The following is a 15,536-nucleotide window of genomic DNA, read 5'->3' on the forward strand; positions in this document are numbered from 1 at the left end:
GGACCACTTGACCGTCCCCACAGCTTGTCGCTGCTACCCAGAGGAGATCAGCGTGTCCCTGGCACGAGTGCTGACCGGCGCCGCGGGCTTGGCCCTGGCCGCCGCCGCCTTCGCAGTCCCCGCCCAGGCCGCCGCCCCCGCGGCGCCCGCCCCGATCGACATGCAGCCGATGATCATCGACGGCGAGGAGGCCGCTGACGCTCCTTGGGCCGTTCGCTTGCTGAACGACGGCCAGGAGGCCTGTACCGCCACCGCCATCTCTCCCGACTGGGTGCTCACCGCGCAGCACTGCGTCGAAGGCGCGGGCGACGCGATCAGCTTCAAGGTCGGCAGCCTCAACCAGCACCAGGGTGAGGAGTTCAAGGCCAAGGCCGGCGGCGTGCACGTGCACGACAGCGTCGACCTCGCCCTGGTCAACGTCGACCGCCCGATGAACGTCGAGTTCTCGCCGCTCGGCTCGACCGGTGACGTCAGCAACGGCGACACCGTTCAGGTCTACGGCTGGGGCGCGACCTGCACCGACCAGCCCGAGGCCCAGTGCCAGGCGGAGAACCTGAAGGTGGCCGACGTCAAGGTCACCGACATCGCCTGCACCGACTACCGCGGCGGCACCGCGGTCTGCGCCGACCGCGTCAACGGCATCACCGCCGGTGGTGACTCGGGCGGCCCGATGTTCTCCAACGGCACCCAGGTCGGCGTGGCCTCCACGAGCGACCGCGCGACCACGACGGCGTACACGAACGTCACCGAGTACCGCGACTGGATCAAGGAAGTCGCCGGCGTCTGATTCACGCCGAAGACTCAGCAGCACCCGCGTCCGGGGCCGCCACGGCGGCCCCGGACGTGTGCGTTCCGGTGCCGGATAGTAAGAGCCCGTGCACCGCGAGTGGCCGCTCGGCGGATGAAGATCGCAATTTCCGGCGCGGTCGGTGAAAAATGCGGACGAGCAATCGGACCCGGCTCTGGACGCGATCCACTCACGGACGTTTTCGCTGGTCACGTCCGCGGTGCGCATATTGGATCACTATGCGTGGTAGATCGTTATCATTGTGCTGACGCGCCGCGCAACAATCCTGTCGTGCTCATCACGTGTAAAATCGGGTATCGCCTGGTAGTGACGCCAGGAAACGGTCGAGTACCTGACGCGTTACCGATGTTCTGTTAAGTTGGCAAAGCATGACCGGCGACAAACCCAGCCATAACGGCGACGGACCGAATGGCGGACGGAATGACGGGAGCGGTTCTTCCGCTTCCGGCGAGATCGGTATTCCGGTCGTCGCGGACGGTCCCGCACTCTATCGGATCACCCGTGATTCTCGAGTGCTCGATGTGAACTCGTCCTACGCGTACCTGTTGTGGTGCCGGGACTTCGCGCACACCAGCGCGGTGGCGCGGGAGGGCGGCGAAGTGGTCGGTTTCGTGACCGGCTACCTGCGCCCGGACGCCCCGGACGTGTTGATGATCTGGCAGGTCGCCGTGGACTCCTCGCAGCGTGGCCGCGGTGTGGCGGGCAAGTTGCTCGGGCACCTGCTCGACCGGCTGGTGCCGCAGGGCGTCCGCTACCTGGAGACGACGATCACCGCCGACAACACCGCGTCGATCAAATTGTTCTCGGCGCTGGCCAGGGACCGCGGTACGGAACTCGCTCGCAGCGAGCTGTTCGGCGCCGAGCTGTTCCCGGACGCGCACCTGGGCGAGGACCTCTACCGGATCGGTCCGTTCACGGCTCCCGGTGTCGTGGCAGGTGAAGCCGCCGCGACGCCACGACCGGCGGACTGACCACGAGCACGTCCGCGCGGCCCTCGATGGGAGCCGGTGGCGCGGGGAGGCGTGCCGCGCCGTACAGACGAAACGAGTTCCGACGGCAGGTCTCCGGGTGGAGACCATGACCGATTTGCAGTCGGTGGCCGCTTCGGCCACCGCGAACGGAGGATCGTGAACGATATCTTCGCAAGCCTCGAATCCGAGGTTCGCAGTTACAGCCGCACCTGGCCGACGACGTTCGACAAGGCGGGTGGCAGCTGGCTCTACGGCGAGGACGGCACGCCCTACCTGGACTTCTTCGCCGGCGCGGGTGCGCTGAACTACGGCCACAACAACCCGCTGCTCAAGCGCAAGCTGATCGAATACATCGAGCGCGACGGCGTCACGCACGGGCTCGACCAGGCGACCGTCGCCAAACGGGAGTTCCTGGAGACCGTCGACGAGAAACTGCTCAAACCGCGCGGCCTGGACTACAAGGTCCAGTTCCCCGGGCCGACGGGCACCAACTCCGTCGAGTCCGCGCTCAAGCTGGTCCGCAAGATCACCGGCCGTGAGTCGATCATCAGCTTCACCAACGCGTTCCACGGCATGACGCTGGGTTCGCTGTCGGTGACGGGCAACTCGATGAAGCGCGGCGGCGCGGGCATCCCGCTGGTGCACTCCACGCCGATGCCCTACGACAACTACTTCGACGGGCAGTATCCGGACTTCCTGTACTTCGAGCGGCTGCTCGAAGACAGCGGTTCCGGCCTGAACGAGCCCGCCGCGGTGATCGTGGAGACGCTGCAGGGCGAGGGCGGCATCAACTCGTCCCGTCCGGAGTGGCTGCGCGGCCTGCGCGAACTGTGCGACAAGCACGGCATGCTGCTGATCGTCGACGACGTGCAGATGGGCTGCGGCCGCACCGGTCCGTTCTTCAGCTTCGAAGAGGCCGGCATCACCCCGGACATCGTCTGCCTGTCCAAGTCCATCGGCGGCTACGGCATGCCGCTGGCGCTGACGCTGATCAAGTCCGAGCACGACGTCTGGGAGCCCGGCGAGCACAACGGCACCTTCCGCGGCAACAACCCCGCGTTCGTGACCGCGTCCGAGGCGCTGAAGCTGTACTGGAGCGACGACTCGCTGCAGCAGAGCACCATCGCCAAGGGCGAGCGCATCGGCCAGGTCATCGGCGAGATCGCCGACAAGTACGAGGGCGGCGTGGCCAAGGGTCGCGGCCTCGCTCGGGGCCTCGGCTTCGAGGACCCGGAGACCGCGGGCAAGATCTCCAAGGCCGCGTTCGACCGGAAGCTGATCCTGGAGACGTCCGGCCCGCAGAGCGAAGTGATCAAGATCATGCCGCCGCTTACCTTGTCGGATGAAGAGCTCGAACAGGGGCTTCAGATCATCGTCGATTCGGTGCAAGCTGTGCTTGCCTGATCCACCAAACGCACGTGACGGCCGGCCCGCACATCCGGGTCGGCCGTCTCGTTCGGCACCACCGGCACCACGAAGGAGGGCATTGTGTTCGTCCGCAGCCTCGAAGAGGTCGAGAACACCGACGACGACATCCAGACCGAGAACTGGCGCAGCAAGCGCATCGTGCTGGCCAGGGAGAAGGTCGGCTTCTCGGTGCACGAGACGACCCTCTACGCCGGTACCGTGAACGACTTCTGGTACGCCAACCACATCGAAGCCGTGTTCGTGTACGAGGGCGAGGGTGAGCTCGAGAACAAGTCGACCGGCGAGATCCACCAGCTCAAGCCGGGCACGCTGTACATGCTCAACGAGCACGACAAGCACCAGGTCCGCCCCAAAACGGACATCCGCACCGTCTGCGTGTTCAACCCGCCGGTGACCGGCCGCGAGGTGCACGACGAGAACGGCGTGTACCCGCTGATCGTGGAGGACTGACCAGGCATCGACCTGGCGTGTTCCACGTCGCCACCGCCCACGAGCCGCCGCCCGCGGCCCGTGGGCGGTTTTTTCTCCCCCGGTGGGCGCGCGGTACCGGACTCGCCGCCGAAACGCATGCGTAATGACCGTGCCGGTCGGGTAGCCCGGAACTGTCTGGTTGCCTGCCGCGGTGCGCGAGAGCTATCCCGGGACAATGGGAATCGCCACTGACCGAGGAACCGAGAAATGGCGCCCGAATCCGATCCGGAATCGGGCGCTCCGGCGGTAATTCGCGAAGGAGGCGCAACTGATGACCGTCGCGGATGTGACGACTCAGGATCGTTATCCGACTCGGCGCGGTACCGAGTCCGCATTCATTGAACGCACCGATCCGGTCGTGTGGAAGGGCGTGCGCGCCGGTCCCGCCACCCGGACCGACCTGGCCACGCACGAGTCCAAGGGATTCCACACCGTGCCGGGCCTGCTGTCCCCGGCGGAGGTGCAGAAGTACTGGCAGGAGCTCGATCGGCTGACCAAGGATCCCGAGGTCCGGGCCGATGAGCGCACCGTCGTGGAGAAGGACTCCGGGCAGGTCCGTTCCCTGTTCGAGGTGCACCGCACCAGCGAGTTGATCGCCGAACTGGTGCGGGACCCGCGAGTGCTGGATCGCGCTCGGCAGATTCTGGGGTCCGAGGTGTACGTGCACCAGAGCCGGATCAACTACATGCCGGGGTTCAAGGGAAGCGGGTTCTACTGGCATTCCGATTTCGAGACCTGGCACGCCGAGGATGGTCTTCCCGCGCCGCGCGCGGTGAGTCTGTCGGTGGCCCTCACCGACAATTACCCGTTCAACGGCGGCTTGATGGTGATGCCGGGCGCGCACCGCACCTACGTTTCCTGCGCGGGCCGCACCCCCGGGGAGAACTACAAATCTTCGCTCAAGGAGCAGAAGGTGGGGGTGCCGGGTGAGGACGACATCACCCGCCTCGGCTACGAGCACGGAATCGAGCAGTTCACCGGTTACGCCGGGTCGGCGCTGTGGTTCGACTCGAACACGATGCACGGCTCCGGGAACAACATCACGCCGTTCCCGCGGTCGAACATCTTCATCGTGTTCAACAGCGTGCACAACGCACCGGTGACACCGTTCGCGGCGGACCGCCCGCGTCCGGAGTTCGTCGCCGCGCGGGACACCACCGCGATCGTCCGCTGACGGCGGCCCCGCCGGCCCGGCTGCGCGCCACGCGGCCGGGCCGGTTCGCGTCGGACCCCATGTGGCGTCATGCTCGACCCGGGACGCGCCGCTTGAGGCCCCAAAAGGGTTGGAATACTGATTCCAATGGGCGATCGTGGAGGGTGATCCACGGCGTCACCCGCTATAGGGCGGTCCCAGGAGAGCGGATGAGCACACTGCACCACCCGGTCGAGGCGATGCCCGCCGACATGCGTGACAGCGTCACCACGCCCAGCGCGGCGCGGGTGTACGACTGGTACCTCGGCGGCGCCCACAACTGGGCCATCGACCGCGCGTTCGGGCAGCGCGTGGTGGACATCGTTCCCGGCATGAAGTCCTACTGCCGGGCGAACCGCCGCTTCCTCAACCGCGTCGTGCGCTACGCGCTGGACACCGGCATCCGGCAATTCGTGGACATCGGTTCCGGCCTGCCGACCGTCGGGAACGTGCACGAGGTCGCCGAGCTGCACCGGACGTCCGGGCCGACGACCCAGGACGTCCGGGTCGTCTACGTGGACAACGATCCGGTGGTGCAGTCGCTGGGCGGACTCATCCTCGACAGACAAGGCGACCCGCTGCGGCACCGCGCGCTGCGGGCCGATCCGATCGCCGACCCGGACGGGCTGTGGCCGATGCTGTCCGAGACCGGCGTGCTCCGGCTCGACGAGCCGATCTGCCTGCTGATGCTCTCAATGCTGCACTTCTCCAAAGACGTCGACCGCCCGCACGACGCGCTCGACACGATGCGGAACCTGCTGCCCGGTGACTCGCTGCTGGCCGTGTCGCACTGGACGACCTCGGACGCCAACGAGCAGGAACAGGAGCAGAACCGGCAGCTGGTGGAGCTCTACGAGCAGTCCACCCATCCCGGCCAGCTCCGCGGCAAAGAGGAGATCCAGGCCTTCTTCGGCGACTTCGTGATGGTGGAGCCGGGGTTGGTTTATGCGCCGCGGTGGCGTTCGGATGATCAGGAAGATTTCATCGGGGAGCCGGAGCGTTCCCGGATGCTCGCGGGGCTGGCTCGTAAGGCTTGACTGCCCGCCCGGTCGTTTTGCTTGGGTGGTCGGGTGGCGGAACCTCAGCTGTCTTCTCGCTGCGGGATCTTTTTCCCTAGTGGCTCCGCCACGAGGGAAAAAGCTGTCCTCGCGAGAAGACAGCTGAGAACCCGCCGGTGAGCGGCTTTGTGACGTGGGCTATGTGCTTCGCACATACAGGCACGGCCTTCGGCCGCAAGGCAGGCGTGGCTTCGCCCGCCCTTCGCGGGCTTCGCCGCCGACGGCACGGCTTCGCCGCGAGGCAGGCGTGGCTTTGCCCGCCCTTCGCGGGCTTCGCCGCCGACGGCACGGCTTCGCCGCGAGGCAGGCGTGGCTTTGCCCGCCCTTCGCGGGCTTCGCCGCCGACGGCACGGCTTCGCCGCGAGGCAGGCGTGGCTTTGCCCGCCCTTCGCGGGCTTCGCCGCCGACGGCACGGCTTCGCCGCCAGGCAGGCGTGGCTTTGCCGGCTCTTTGCGGGCTTCGCCGCTGGCTGCGTGGCTTTGTCGGGAGGGTGGCGGGGCTTTGGGTGCCCTGTGGGCTTCGTCGCGGGTTTGGCTTCGTTGCCCGTTGGGTGGCGGTCGCCGGGGGCTGGCGCGCTCCGGTGGCCTTGGCTCTGCTCAGGTGGTGGGGGTCGGGTCCAGGCCTAGGTAGCGGCGTTCGTTGAACTTTTCTCCTGCGCAGGAAGCGCCCAGGTCGTGGCCGATGCGCTCGATCACGTCTGCCAGCTCCAGGCGGGACAGCCACTGGCGGGGGAGTGCGGCGGTGCCGTGCCGGGCGCCGAGGATGGCGCCGGTGATGGCGGCCGTGCTGTCGCTGTGGCCGGAATGGTTCGCCGCCAGCCGCAGAGCCGCCGGGAACTGTTCCGGCCGGGGCAGCGCCAGCGCGGAGTACACGCCGATGGCCAGTGCCTCCGGTCCGATCCAGCCCTGCCCGAGCCGCTCCACGTGCGAGACGGAGGCGCCCAGCCGGGACAGCGTCGCCGCCTCCGCGAGCAGGCCCGCGGTCTCCCCGTCGTCGCGCAGCACTCGTCCCGTCGCCTGGTCCACGGCATCCGGCAACCGCCTTCCCTGCACGGCGATCAGGTGCACGAGCAGCGACAACGTGCCCGCCGATGCCCAGCCGCCCGCACCGCCGTGGGTGAGCGCTGCCAGCCTGCAGCCGAGCCCGTAGGCGATGGTCGGGCTCGGAGCGAAACCGACCGGGGTGCTGCGGTCCACGCCGCCGCAGCCCTTGGAGCTGTTGCGCGGCCGGTCCGGGCTGCCGAGCTCCGGTTCCCCGAGCGCGCGCAAGCTGGTGAGCCCGGGTGCGCGGCTCGCGTACAGCTCGCCTTCGGCGAGCAGGCCGGTCGCGCCCGGCGGCGGCTTGGACTCCTGCTGGGTGATCAGCCAGCGGCGGTAGGCCGCGCTGACCGTCTCGACGGGGCGCCACTGGCCGCCGTTGTTGCCCTGGGTCCACGCGCTGAGGTAGCCCTCGCCGGTGAACAGCGTCATCTGGGTGGCGTCGCCGAGCAAGGCCTGCGGAGGCGGTTCGGTGATGCCCTGTTCGCCGTGCTCGGCGCGGATTCCGTCCAGTTGCTGGAACTCGACCGGTGCTCCGAGCGCGTCGCCGAGAGCCCCGCCGAGCAGGCAGCCCACGGCCCGATCGACCACTGTGGACGGTGTGGGCACGCGGTGGGCTCCTTCTCGGGCATTGCTGTGGCGGTGGTCGATCAGTGCCCGACTCTACTGGGCGGTATCGCGAGCGCGGTGGCGATCCGGCAACCGTGGACATCTTCGCCGCGTGAGGCCGCGCACCCTGGCATCCGGCCCGAGATCCGTGAATGATCAACTTTCCGGCGCCCCGACAGGTTGATCGGCGCGCCTGCCGGATGCTCGGCGACCATACCCCTCGTTCGGCCGATCGGGTGACGGCGCGGATGGTATCGGTGGGCGCTGCTCGAAGATCGCTACCGTGTGTCGGCTTCGCCGGTAGTGGACTCCGCGAGCTTGAGTGACCGAAACTGACGAGGATCGAATACGCAGCGAACGGCAGGTGTCGAGGGGCATGCAAGGGCAGGACGCAGCGCCCGGAAACAACGTGGGCACCGGAAACAACGTGGGCACCGGAAACAACGCGGGCACCGGAAACAACGCGAGCACCGGAAACAACGCGGGCACCAACGGGGCGGGCACCAACGGGGCGGGCGGCCCGTCCTCTGCGGGCTTCACCTTCCACGTGCTCGGCCCGCTCGAAGTCCGCTACGACGGAACGCCGCTGCGACTCGGCTCCGCCTCCGTGCGCGGCGCGTTCGCCTGCCTGCTCATGGAACCCAACCAGCTCGTGTCCATCGACCGGCTGATCGACACCCTCTGGGGCGACGAACCGCCCGCCACCGCCCGCACCATCGTGCACGGCTACATCTCCCGCATCCGGCGCCTGCTGCACGGCCACGGGGACGCCGACGCCGCCGGTCGCCCCGAAGTCCTCACCCGCTCACCCGGTTACCTGCTGCGCATCGACCCCGAACGCGTCGACGCGCACCGCGCCCGGACGCTGATCAACGAAGCGCACGGCAAAGACCCGGCGGCCAGGGCGGCGCTGCTCAACGAAGCGCTCCAGCTGTGGCGCGGACCGGTGCTCTCCGGCATCGTCGCCGAACGGCTGCACCAGATGGTCGGCCCCAACCTCGACGAGCTGCAGCTGCTCGCCTTAGAGGAACGCATCGCGGCCGAACTGGAACTGGGCAAGCACCACCGGCTGGTCATCGAACTGTCCGCGCTCGTCGACCAATATCCGCTGCGGGAACGCCTCACCTACCTGCTGATGCTCGCCGGCTACCGGGCCGGGAACCGCGCCGAAGCCCAAGCCCGCTACCACGCGCTGCGGGAACGCCTCTCCCACGAACTCGGCATCGATCCCGGTCCTGAGGTGCGCACCCTCTACGAACGGCTGCTGCGTGACGACGAAGCTTTGCTCAGCGGCACCCAGCGGCAAGCCGACCGGGAAGTCGCCCCCGTCGGTCCGGTCCCCGCCGAATTGCCGCCCGCCGTCGCCGGATTCGTCGGCCGCGACCGGGAAATGGTGATGCTGGACCGGATCGTCGAACGCGATCGCGGCGACACCACGCTGCTCGCCGTGCTCACCGGCACCGCGGGCGTCGGCAAGAGCGCCGTCGCGATCACCTGGGCGCAGCGGGTCGCCGCTTCGTTCCCCGACGGCCAGCTCTACGCCTCACTGCGCGGTTTCGACTCCGAACGCGCTCCGCTGTCCCCGGGGGAAGCGCTCACCAGCATGCTCAAGACGCTCGGCGTGGCCGCCGACGCCATCCCCGTCGACCTCGACGACCGGGCCGCGCTGTACCGCTCGTTGCTCGCCGACCGGCGCGTGCTGGTGCTGCTCGACAACGCCCGCGACTCCGAACAGGTCCGGCCGCTGCTGCCCGGCGGCTCCCGTTCGCTGGTGCTGGTGACCAGCAGGCGCAGGCTCGACGGGCTCGTGGTGCGCAGCGGTGCCCGCGTGCTGCCGCTGGAGACGCTGCCCACCGAATCCGCCGTGGAACTGCTCGACCGGGCGGGCGGCATCGACGGCTCCGCCGAAGAACCCGAAGCCGCGCGGGAACTCGCCGAGCTCTGCGGCGGACTGCCGCTGGCGCTGCGCATCGCCGCCGCCCGGCTCGCCGCCAACCCCGCCCGCGGCATCGCGGGACTCGTGCACGAACTCACCGATGAGAGCAATCGGCTGCACGCGCTGGACATCGACGACGCCGACACCAGCGTGCGCCGCGCCTTCGACATCTCCTACCGCAACCTGCACCCCGTGCACGCCGCGACCTTCCGGCAACTCGGCCTGGTGCCGGGGCACACGTTCACCGCGCACGCCGTGGCCGCCGTGTGCGAAACGGATCCGCCCGGCGCGTACCGCCGGCTGCGGGCGCTCGCGCTGGCGCACCTCGTCACCGAATCCGAAGCGGACCGGTTCGGCATGCACGACCTGCTGCGGCTCTACGCGCGGGAACTGCTCACCGCGCCCGCCGACGACGGGCGGAAGGAAGGCTTCGCCGAACGCGACGAGAAGGCGTTCACCCGGCTGCTGCACTACTACCTCGTGGTCGCCGACCACGCGCGGCGCTTCCTGCGGCCCGCCCGCGACGACCTCGACCTCTCCGGCGACTCCACCATCGAACAGCCCGAGATCCGCAACCGCACCGAAGCGCTCGCCTGGTTCGACTCGGAGTGGCCCAACCTGGTCGCCGCCGTGCGCGCCGCGCACGCCCACGGCCTGCACGAATACGCGTGGCGGCTGGTGCGCTGCCAGTTCAACTACCTGGTGGTGCGCTGCCCGTGGGAGGACTGGATCCAGATCTACACCGTGGGACTGGAATCGGCGCGGCTCGCCGCCGACCCCGTCGGCCAAGTGCTGATGCCCGCGGGGCTCGGCGTGGCCTACGCCCGCACCGGCAAGCACGACGAGGCGCTGGCGCACTACGCCGACTCGTACCGCTGCGCCGTCGCTACCGGAAACCCCGGATGGCTGGCGTTGGCGCAGGTCAACATGGGTGCCGTGTTGTTCCGGATGCAGCGCTACGCCGAGGCGCAAGTGCACTGCCGGGACGCGCTGCGGGCCTACCGCACGCTCGGCGACCGCTACCGCGAAGCGGGCGCGCTGAACAACCTCGCACAGGTCGAGCAGGCCAACGGGCGGCGTGCCGAAGCACTGGAACACCTGCTGGAAGCCGAGGTGATGTACCGCGAAGCGGACGACCTCGAAACCCTGGCGATGGTGCTGAACAACTGCGGAGAAGTCAGCATCGAACTGGGCAGGTTGGACGACGGCGAGGGTTACCATCACGAAGCGCTCAACGTGGCGCAGCGGTGCGGGTCGGCGATGCACCAGGCATCGGCGTACCTCGGTCTCGGCGACGTGGCGCTGTCCCGCGGCGACCGGTCCGTGGCCCGCACCCGGTGGGAGACCGCGCTGTCGATCTACGAGACCGGCGGTTCGCCGCGCGCCGCGCAGGCCAAGACCCGGCTGCAGTCCCTCGACGATCTTCCGCCTGAGTCTTAGCAGCTCAAAAAGTGTCCACTGTAGACGTTTAGCCGACGTTTAGCCGATGTCTAGCCGGGGCTGCGACAGTGACTTTCGTGCGGGTCAGCGTGATGAACGGCCCGCACCGGGTGGCACTGGGGGAAATCCGAGGGGGGATTGCCGCCCGGCCGTCCCGGCCGAGCCCGTGCGAACGGGCAACGGTCGGGGCGGACGCTCCGGACGGGGCACTCGGAGCGATCCGGGAGGACGTGGGGGTGGGTGCGGACCTTTGGCCTGGGGGAATCCAGAGGTCCGCACTTCGTCTTTTCTCTTTGTCGCGTGGATGGCCTGCGTAAGGGGTCTGGTAGCTGTTGTGTCTCGGGAGGTTGTGAACGGGGGACACGGGGCGGATGATCTTGGAATGAGTGAGGACCTCCGGGTTCGGTGTGGATCACGACATCTGCACCGAATACCTGGAGGTCCTCGTGTGTCACCGTAACGCTCCGTTGACTGAGACGGGCAGGCTGCGTCTGGCTCGGTGTGTCGTGGACGATCGCTGGCCGTTGCGGCGTGCGGCTGAGCGTTTCCAAGTCTCGCCCAGCACCGCGCAACGGTGGGCGGATCGGTATCGCACCGAGGGCGAGGCGGGGATGGCAGACCGGTCCTCGCGTCCGCATCACAGTCCGCGGCGCACTCCGTCGCGCACCGAGCGGCGGATCATCAAGGTCCGGGTGATCCGCCGGTGGGGGCCGGCACGGATCGCGTTTTTGCTGGGCTTGAACCCGGCTACCGTGCACCGGGTCTTGGGCCGCTACAGGCTGGCCCGGCTCGCACACCTGGACCGGGCCACCGGGCGGGTGATCCGCCGCTACGAGTACCCGCAGCCCGGCGGCCTCGTCCACGTCGACATCAAGAAAGTCGGCAACGTCCCCGACGGCGGCGGCAGCAAAGTCCTCGGCCGCCAGGCCGGCAGCCACAACAGCCAGGCCACCGTCACCGACCGCCGCCGCGCCGGCGGGAAGAAACCCGCCATCGGCTACAGCTACCTGCACAACGCCGTCGATGACCACTCGCGGCTTGCCTACACCGAAATCCTTCCCGACGAGACACGCGAAACCGCCGCCGCGTTCTGGCAACGAGCACACACATTCTTCACCGATGCCGGGATCACCGTGCTCCGAGTACTGACCGACAACGGCTCCTGCTACCGCTCCCACCTCTGGACCGCCACACTCACCGCCGCCGGCATCACACACCTCCGCACCCGCCCCTACCGACCCCAAACCAACGGCAAAGTCGAACGCTACAACCGCACCCTGCTCGACGAATGGGCCTACGCCCAGCTCTACCTCTCCGACACCGAACGCCGAAACGCCCTCCCACACTGGCTCCACACCTACAATCACCACCGCGGCCACACCGCACTCGGCGGCCACCCACCCGCCAGCCGCGTCCCCAACCTCACAAGACACAACAGGTAGCGGAACCTCAGCGGCTTCCTCGTTGCGGGATCTTTTCCCGAGTGGCTCCGTCACGAGGGAAAAAGCCGTCCTCGCGAGGAAGCCGTTGAGAACCCGCCGGTGGTTCATCTGCTCTAGCTGGTCACTTCTCAGCGGTTTCGCCGCTGAGAGGACACAGATCAATAGATCATCTGTTCAGGTGCCTCGGGGCTCAGGAGCCGTGGAAGCGATCGTTGGGGACGACCTTCCGCACTCCGCCGTCGCCGCACGCCGGGGCCGGGGAAGGTTCTGGAATCCATCCCCTCCACGGCGTTCGACGCGGGTCCAGCCGCTGGTCAGTTGGTGTGGTGCTGGTTCGAGCGGTCCGCCGTTCGGGGGGCCGCTGTGCAGAGTTGTTCCAGTTGGGGGCGCTTGGGGCCACGGCCATCGCCGCTGGAGCGGCCTCGGAGGCGGCGGACGATCCAGGGGGCCAGGTACTCCCTCGCCCACTGGAGGTCGTCGGCGCGCTGGGCTCGCCAGGGGCGGGTGGGGAGTTCCGGCCAGGGAGTGCGCCAGTCCTCGTCGATCTCCACGCCCAGCGCTTCGCAGGCTCGGGACGCGACTCGGCGGTGGCCTTCCGAGGACAGGTGCAGGCGGTCTTCGTCCCACGCGCGCGAATCCTGCAGCACTCGCATCGACCACAGGTCGATCACGTAGCAGCCGTGCTTGTCGGCGATCGCCCGAAGATGCGCGTTGTAGGTGCCGACCTTGCCGCGTACGCGGCGCAGCACCGGCGTCGTCGACGTGTCGAAACCCGTGCCGATCAGGACGTCCGAGCCGATCGCGTGCAGGCGGGTCACCGCGTCGTCGAACATCGCGGCCAGCTCATCCGGGTCGCTTCCCGGGCGGATGATGTCGTTGCCGCCGCCGACCAGCGACACCAGCGCGGGCCGCAGCTCCAGCGCCTGCGGCACCTGATCCTCGGTGATCTGGCGCAGCAATTTGCCGCGCACCGCCAGGTTCGCGTACCGCAGCCGCGGGTTGTCCACCGTCAGGTGCTCCGCGAGGCGATCCGCCCAGCCGCGGTAACCGCCGCCGGGGGACGGGTCGGCGATTCCCTCCGTGAAGCTGTCGCCCAACGCCACGTAACTCGGCCAGTTCGCCCGCCGTGCGTTGTCACCCGTGTGCTCCCGGCCGTTCATCGGCCCTCCTCCTGCGCTTGTTCTGGCCCGCCAGAGAACACACTGGTCCTCCGGAGACGACTTACGCCACCGTCGGTTATGGACGAGTGATTAACGGCACCTTGTGGTCTCGGTTCCGATAAAGGTGCGCGATCGCTTCGTGATCCGGATACCGCCGGACGTGGGAGACGGCACACCTTGCCGAACAGGGGTGATGGATGGCACGCGCGTGCACCCGCGGGAGTAAAGGTGGCTTACCGGGAAACGGCGGTATGTCTCGAACTCGGCTGCTAATGTCGCTCGGCGGTAACAGAAGCGACGAGGGGGCTCGTGATGTCGCGATCGACGCAGGTGGCGACCCTGCGCGCGGTGGGGGACGTCGTCGTCGCAGTGGTCGATCGACCCCTGGCGCGACCGACTGCTACCGGCGCGGAACACCAGGTGACAGGCACCTGAGTGGGGAACGACGGCAGGACCGGGCACGTCGTGACGACGGTGCCCAGTGCACTGATGCGGGACGCTCGGGCGAGGAGTCCGCGGCGACCGAAGTGCATCCGAGAGCTGGGGGAGAAGTGACGTCACCGCACAATCCGGCGGCGCCGGGACCGGCGGGCCACCCGCCGCCCGTGCCGCACAGGGCGGCCGACGCGGGCGCCGGCCCGCGGCAACTGCCCCCGACGCGGGATGCCGGACGCGGTGACGCCGCCCCAGCGAGGCAGATCGGCCGGCCAGCTCCGGGCGTGGCGACCCGCCGCCCGGCACCGCCGGCGCGGCAGGCGAACGGATCCGGCGGTGCTCGGGTCGGCGGCGAACTCGGACCCGATGTCACATTCCGGAGTGAACCGATGCCTCCCGAATTCGGATCGCGAACGTCCGAGGAGTCCTTTTCGGCCGGTGAGACCGTTGTTTCCCACGGGCCACTGATTTCCGAAGAGTCCCATTATTCCGAATCGCTTCTCGGTGGTGAGCACCTGATGTCCGGGGAATTCGGGGAGTCCGGTGCGGGTAAGCCGCACGATGCGGCCGACTCGCCCGGTGGTGACGCCGGGTACGAGGACGAGCTCCGAGGCGGCGAACCGCGCCGGTCGTCCGCCGAGTTCCGCCGCGTCGGTGACCTCCAGTCTTCGGGTGAGCTCCCGGTGCCGCCCGGCCCCGGTGAATCCCGGCCTCCGGAACAGCCGCCGCAGCCTGATCGGGCGCAGGACTCGGATCGGGCGCAGCGGGATCGGCCGCAGCGGCCGGGACGCCCGGCCCCGGGCGGGCCGCCGTCGGCCGAACGGCAGCCGCCGTTCTCCGGGCAACTCCCGCCCCGGTCACAGCCTCCGCAACGCCCCGGCACGCCGGTTCACGGCGTGCTCGGCTCCGCCGGCGAGTTATCGGCGCCCGGCGAGGTCCGGTCGGGGGAGCTCCATCCGGATCCCGCCCCAGCCCCGGACGCACGGCCCGACGAACCGCCGCGCCACGCAGGGCCTCGACCGGCCGCCCGGCCGGGCGGGTTCGACCTGCGGTCCGAGTTCGCGGCGCTGGCCACCGAGCCCGACCCGTTCGCGCTCTGGGAACGCATCGAGCGACTCGGGGAGCGATTCGTGCACGCGCGGCGCAGGCCCGCTCCCCGGCCGCGGCCCGCGCAGCCGGAACGGCTCGACCCGGCCGGTGGAACGTCCGCGTTGTCCGGTGATCTGGCCGGTCTCGCGGAGCAGTTCCGGCCCGATGCCGGTCCCGCCGACCAGCGCGAAGACGCCCGGCCGAGCGGGTTCTCCGGGCCGCTGACGGGTGCGTTGCCGCAGCCCGGCGCCGAGGCGGCCGCTGAGCCACCGCCGGGCGCGCAGTCGCCCGCGTCGCCGCACGATCGAACCCGGCCGGGAGCCGGTCGTTCGCGGCCGCCGCAGGTTTCTCAGCCGCCGCAGGTTTCCGGGCAGCCCGATGCGGGACCGCAGCCGCCGCCGCGCCCGTCCGGGCTCGACGGCGACTCCGTTCAGGACGGGCTGACATCGGGGCGGCTGCC

Annotated in this window: 11 protein-coding genes; 8 read left to right on the forward strand and 3 right to left on the reverse strand. The window is 69.2% G+C overall.

What is annotated here, in order from left to right:
- Positions 1-52 precede the first annotated feature (52 nt).
- From H2Q94_RS01800 to H2Q94_RS01825, 6 genes are all read left to right on the forward strand, one after another.
- The gene (locus H2Q94_RS01800) at positions 53-787 is read left to right on the forward strand and encodes a S1 family peptidase (protein ID WP_243791309.1); all 735 of its coding nucleotides are present in this window, start codon (positions 53-55) and stop codon (positions 785-787) included.
- A gap of 389 nt (positions 788-1,176) precedes the next feature.
- Positions 1,177-1,779 carry a diaminobutyrate acetyltransferase gene (gene ectA, locus H2Q94_RS01805; protein WP_243791311.1) on the forward strand — a complete coding sequence of 201 codons (603 nt, stop codon included), beginning with the start codon at positions 1,177-1,179 and terminating at the stop codon, positions 1,777-1,779.
- Positions 1,780-1,935: 156 nt separating this feature from the next.
- Positions 1,936-3,183, forward strand: coding sequence for a diaminobutyrate--2-oxoglutarate transaminase (gene ectB, locus H2Q94_RS01810; protein ID WP_243791313.1), 1,248 nt, complete (start codon positions 1,936-1,938; stop codon positions 3,181-3,183).
- Positions 3,184-3,267: 84 nt separating this feature from the next.
- Positions 3,268-3,657: an ectoine synthase gene (locus H2Q94_RS01815; RefSeq protein ID WP_184483420.1), complete on the forward strand. Its 390-nt coding sequence runs from the start codon at positions 3,268-3,270 to the stop codon at positions 3,655-3,657.
- A 292-nt stretch (positions 3,658-3,949) separates the two neighbouring features.
- Positions 3,950-4,852 carry an ectoine hydroxylase gene (gene thpD, locus H2Q94_RS01820; RefSeq protein ID WP_243791315.1) on the forward strand — a complete coding sequence of 301 codons (903 nt, stop codon included), beginning with the start codon at positions 3,950-3,952 and terminating at the stop codon, positions 4,850-4,852.
- A 188-nt stretch (positions 4,853-5,040) separates the two neighbouring features.
- Complete coding sequence (locus tag H2Q94_RS01825) at positions 5,041-5,907, forward strand: SAM-dependent methyltransferase (protein ID WP_243791317.1); 867 nt, start codon at positions 5,041-5,043, stop codon at positions 5,905-5,907.
- Positions 5,908-6,524: 617 nt separating this feature from the next.
- Here H2Q94_RS01825 and H2Q94_RS01830 read toward each other — a convergent pair.
- The gene (locus tag H2Q94_RS01830) at positions 6,525-7,574 is read right to left on the reverse strand and encodes an ADP-ribosylglycohydrolase family protein (RefSeq protein WP_243791320.1); all 1,050 of its coding nucleotides are present in this window, start codon (positions 7,572-7,574) and stop codon (positions 6,525-6,527) included.
- Between the two features lie 376 nt (positions 7,575-7,950).
- On the opposite strand from H2Q94_RS01830, the gene H2Q94_RS01835 reads away from it, so the two are divergent.
- Both H2Q94_RS01835 and H2Q94_RS01840 read left to right on the forward strand, forming a co-directional pair.
- Entirely contained in the window at positions 7,951-10,950 is a 3,000-nt protein-coding gene (locus H2Q94_RS01835) for an AfsR/SARP family transcriptional regulator (protein WP_243791322.1), read from the forward strand.
- A 446-nt stretch (positions 10,951-11,396) separates the two neighbouring features.
- Positions 11,397-12,392 carry an IS481 family transposase gene (locus H2Q94_RS01840; RefSeq protein ID WP_243795475.1) on the forward strand — a complete coding sequence of 332 codons (996 nt, stop codon included), beginning with the start codon at positions 11,397-11,399 and terminating at the stop codon, positions 12,390-12,392.
- Between the two features lie 314 nt (positions 12,393-12,706).
- Here the strand turns inward: H2Q94_RS01840 and H2Q94_RS01845 are convergent, their stop codons facing one another.
- Together H2Q94_RS01845 and H2Q94_RS01850 are read right to left on the reverse strand one after the other, a co-directional pair.
- Positions 12,707-13,552, reverse strand: a complete 846-nt coding sequence (locus H2Q94_RS01845) for an SGNH/GDSL hydrolase family protein (protein ID WP_243791324.1) — start codon at positions 13,550-13,552, stop codon at positions 12,707-12,709.
- A 1,352-nt stretch (positions 13,553-14,904) separates the two neighbouring features.
- Entirely contained in the window at positions 14,905-15,378 is a 474-nt protein-coding gene (locus H2Q94_RS01850) for a hypothetical protein (RefSeq protein ID WP_243796051.1), read from the reverse strand.
- Positions 15,379-15,536 lie beyond the last annotated feature (158 nt).

This window comes from Saccharopolyspora gloriosae, from assembly GCF_022828475.1.
In the GTDB taxonomy this organism is placed as follows: domain Bacteria; phylum Actinomycetota; class Actinomycetes; order Mycobacteriales; family Pseudonocardiaceae; genus Saccharopolyspora_C; species Saccharopolyspora_C gloriosae_A.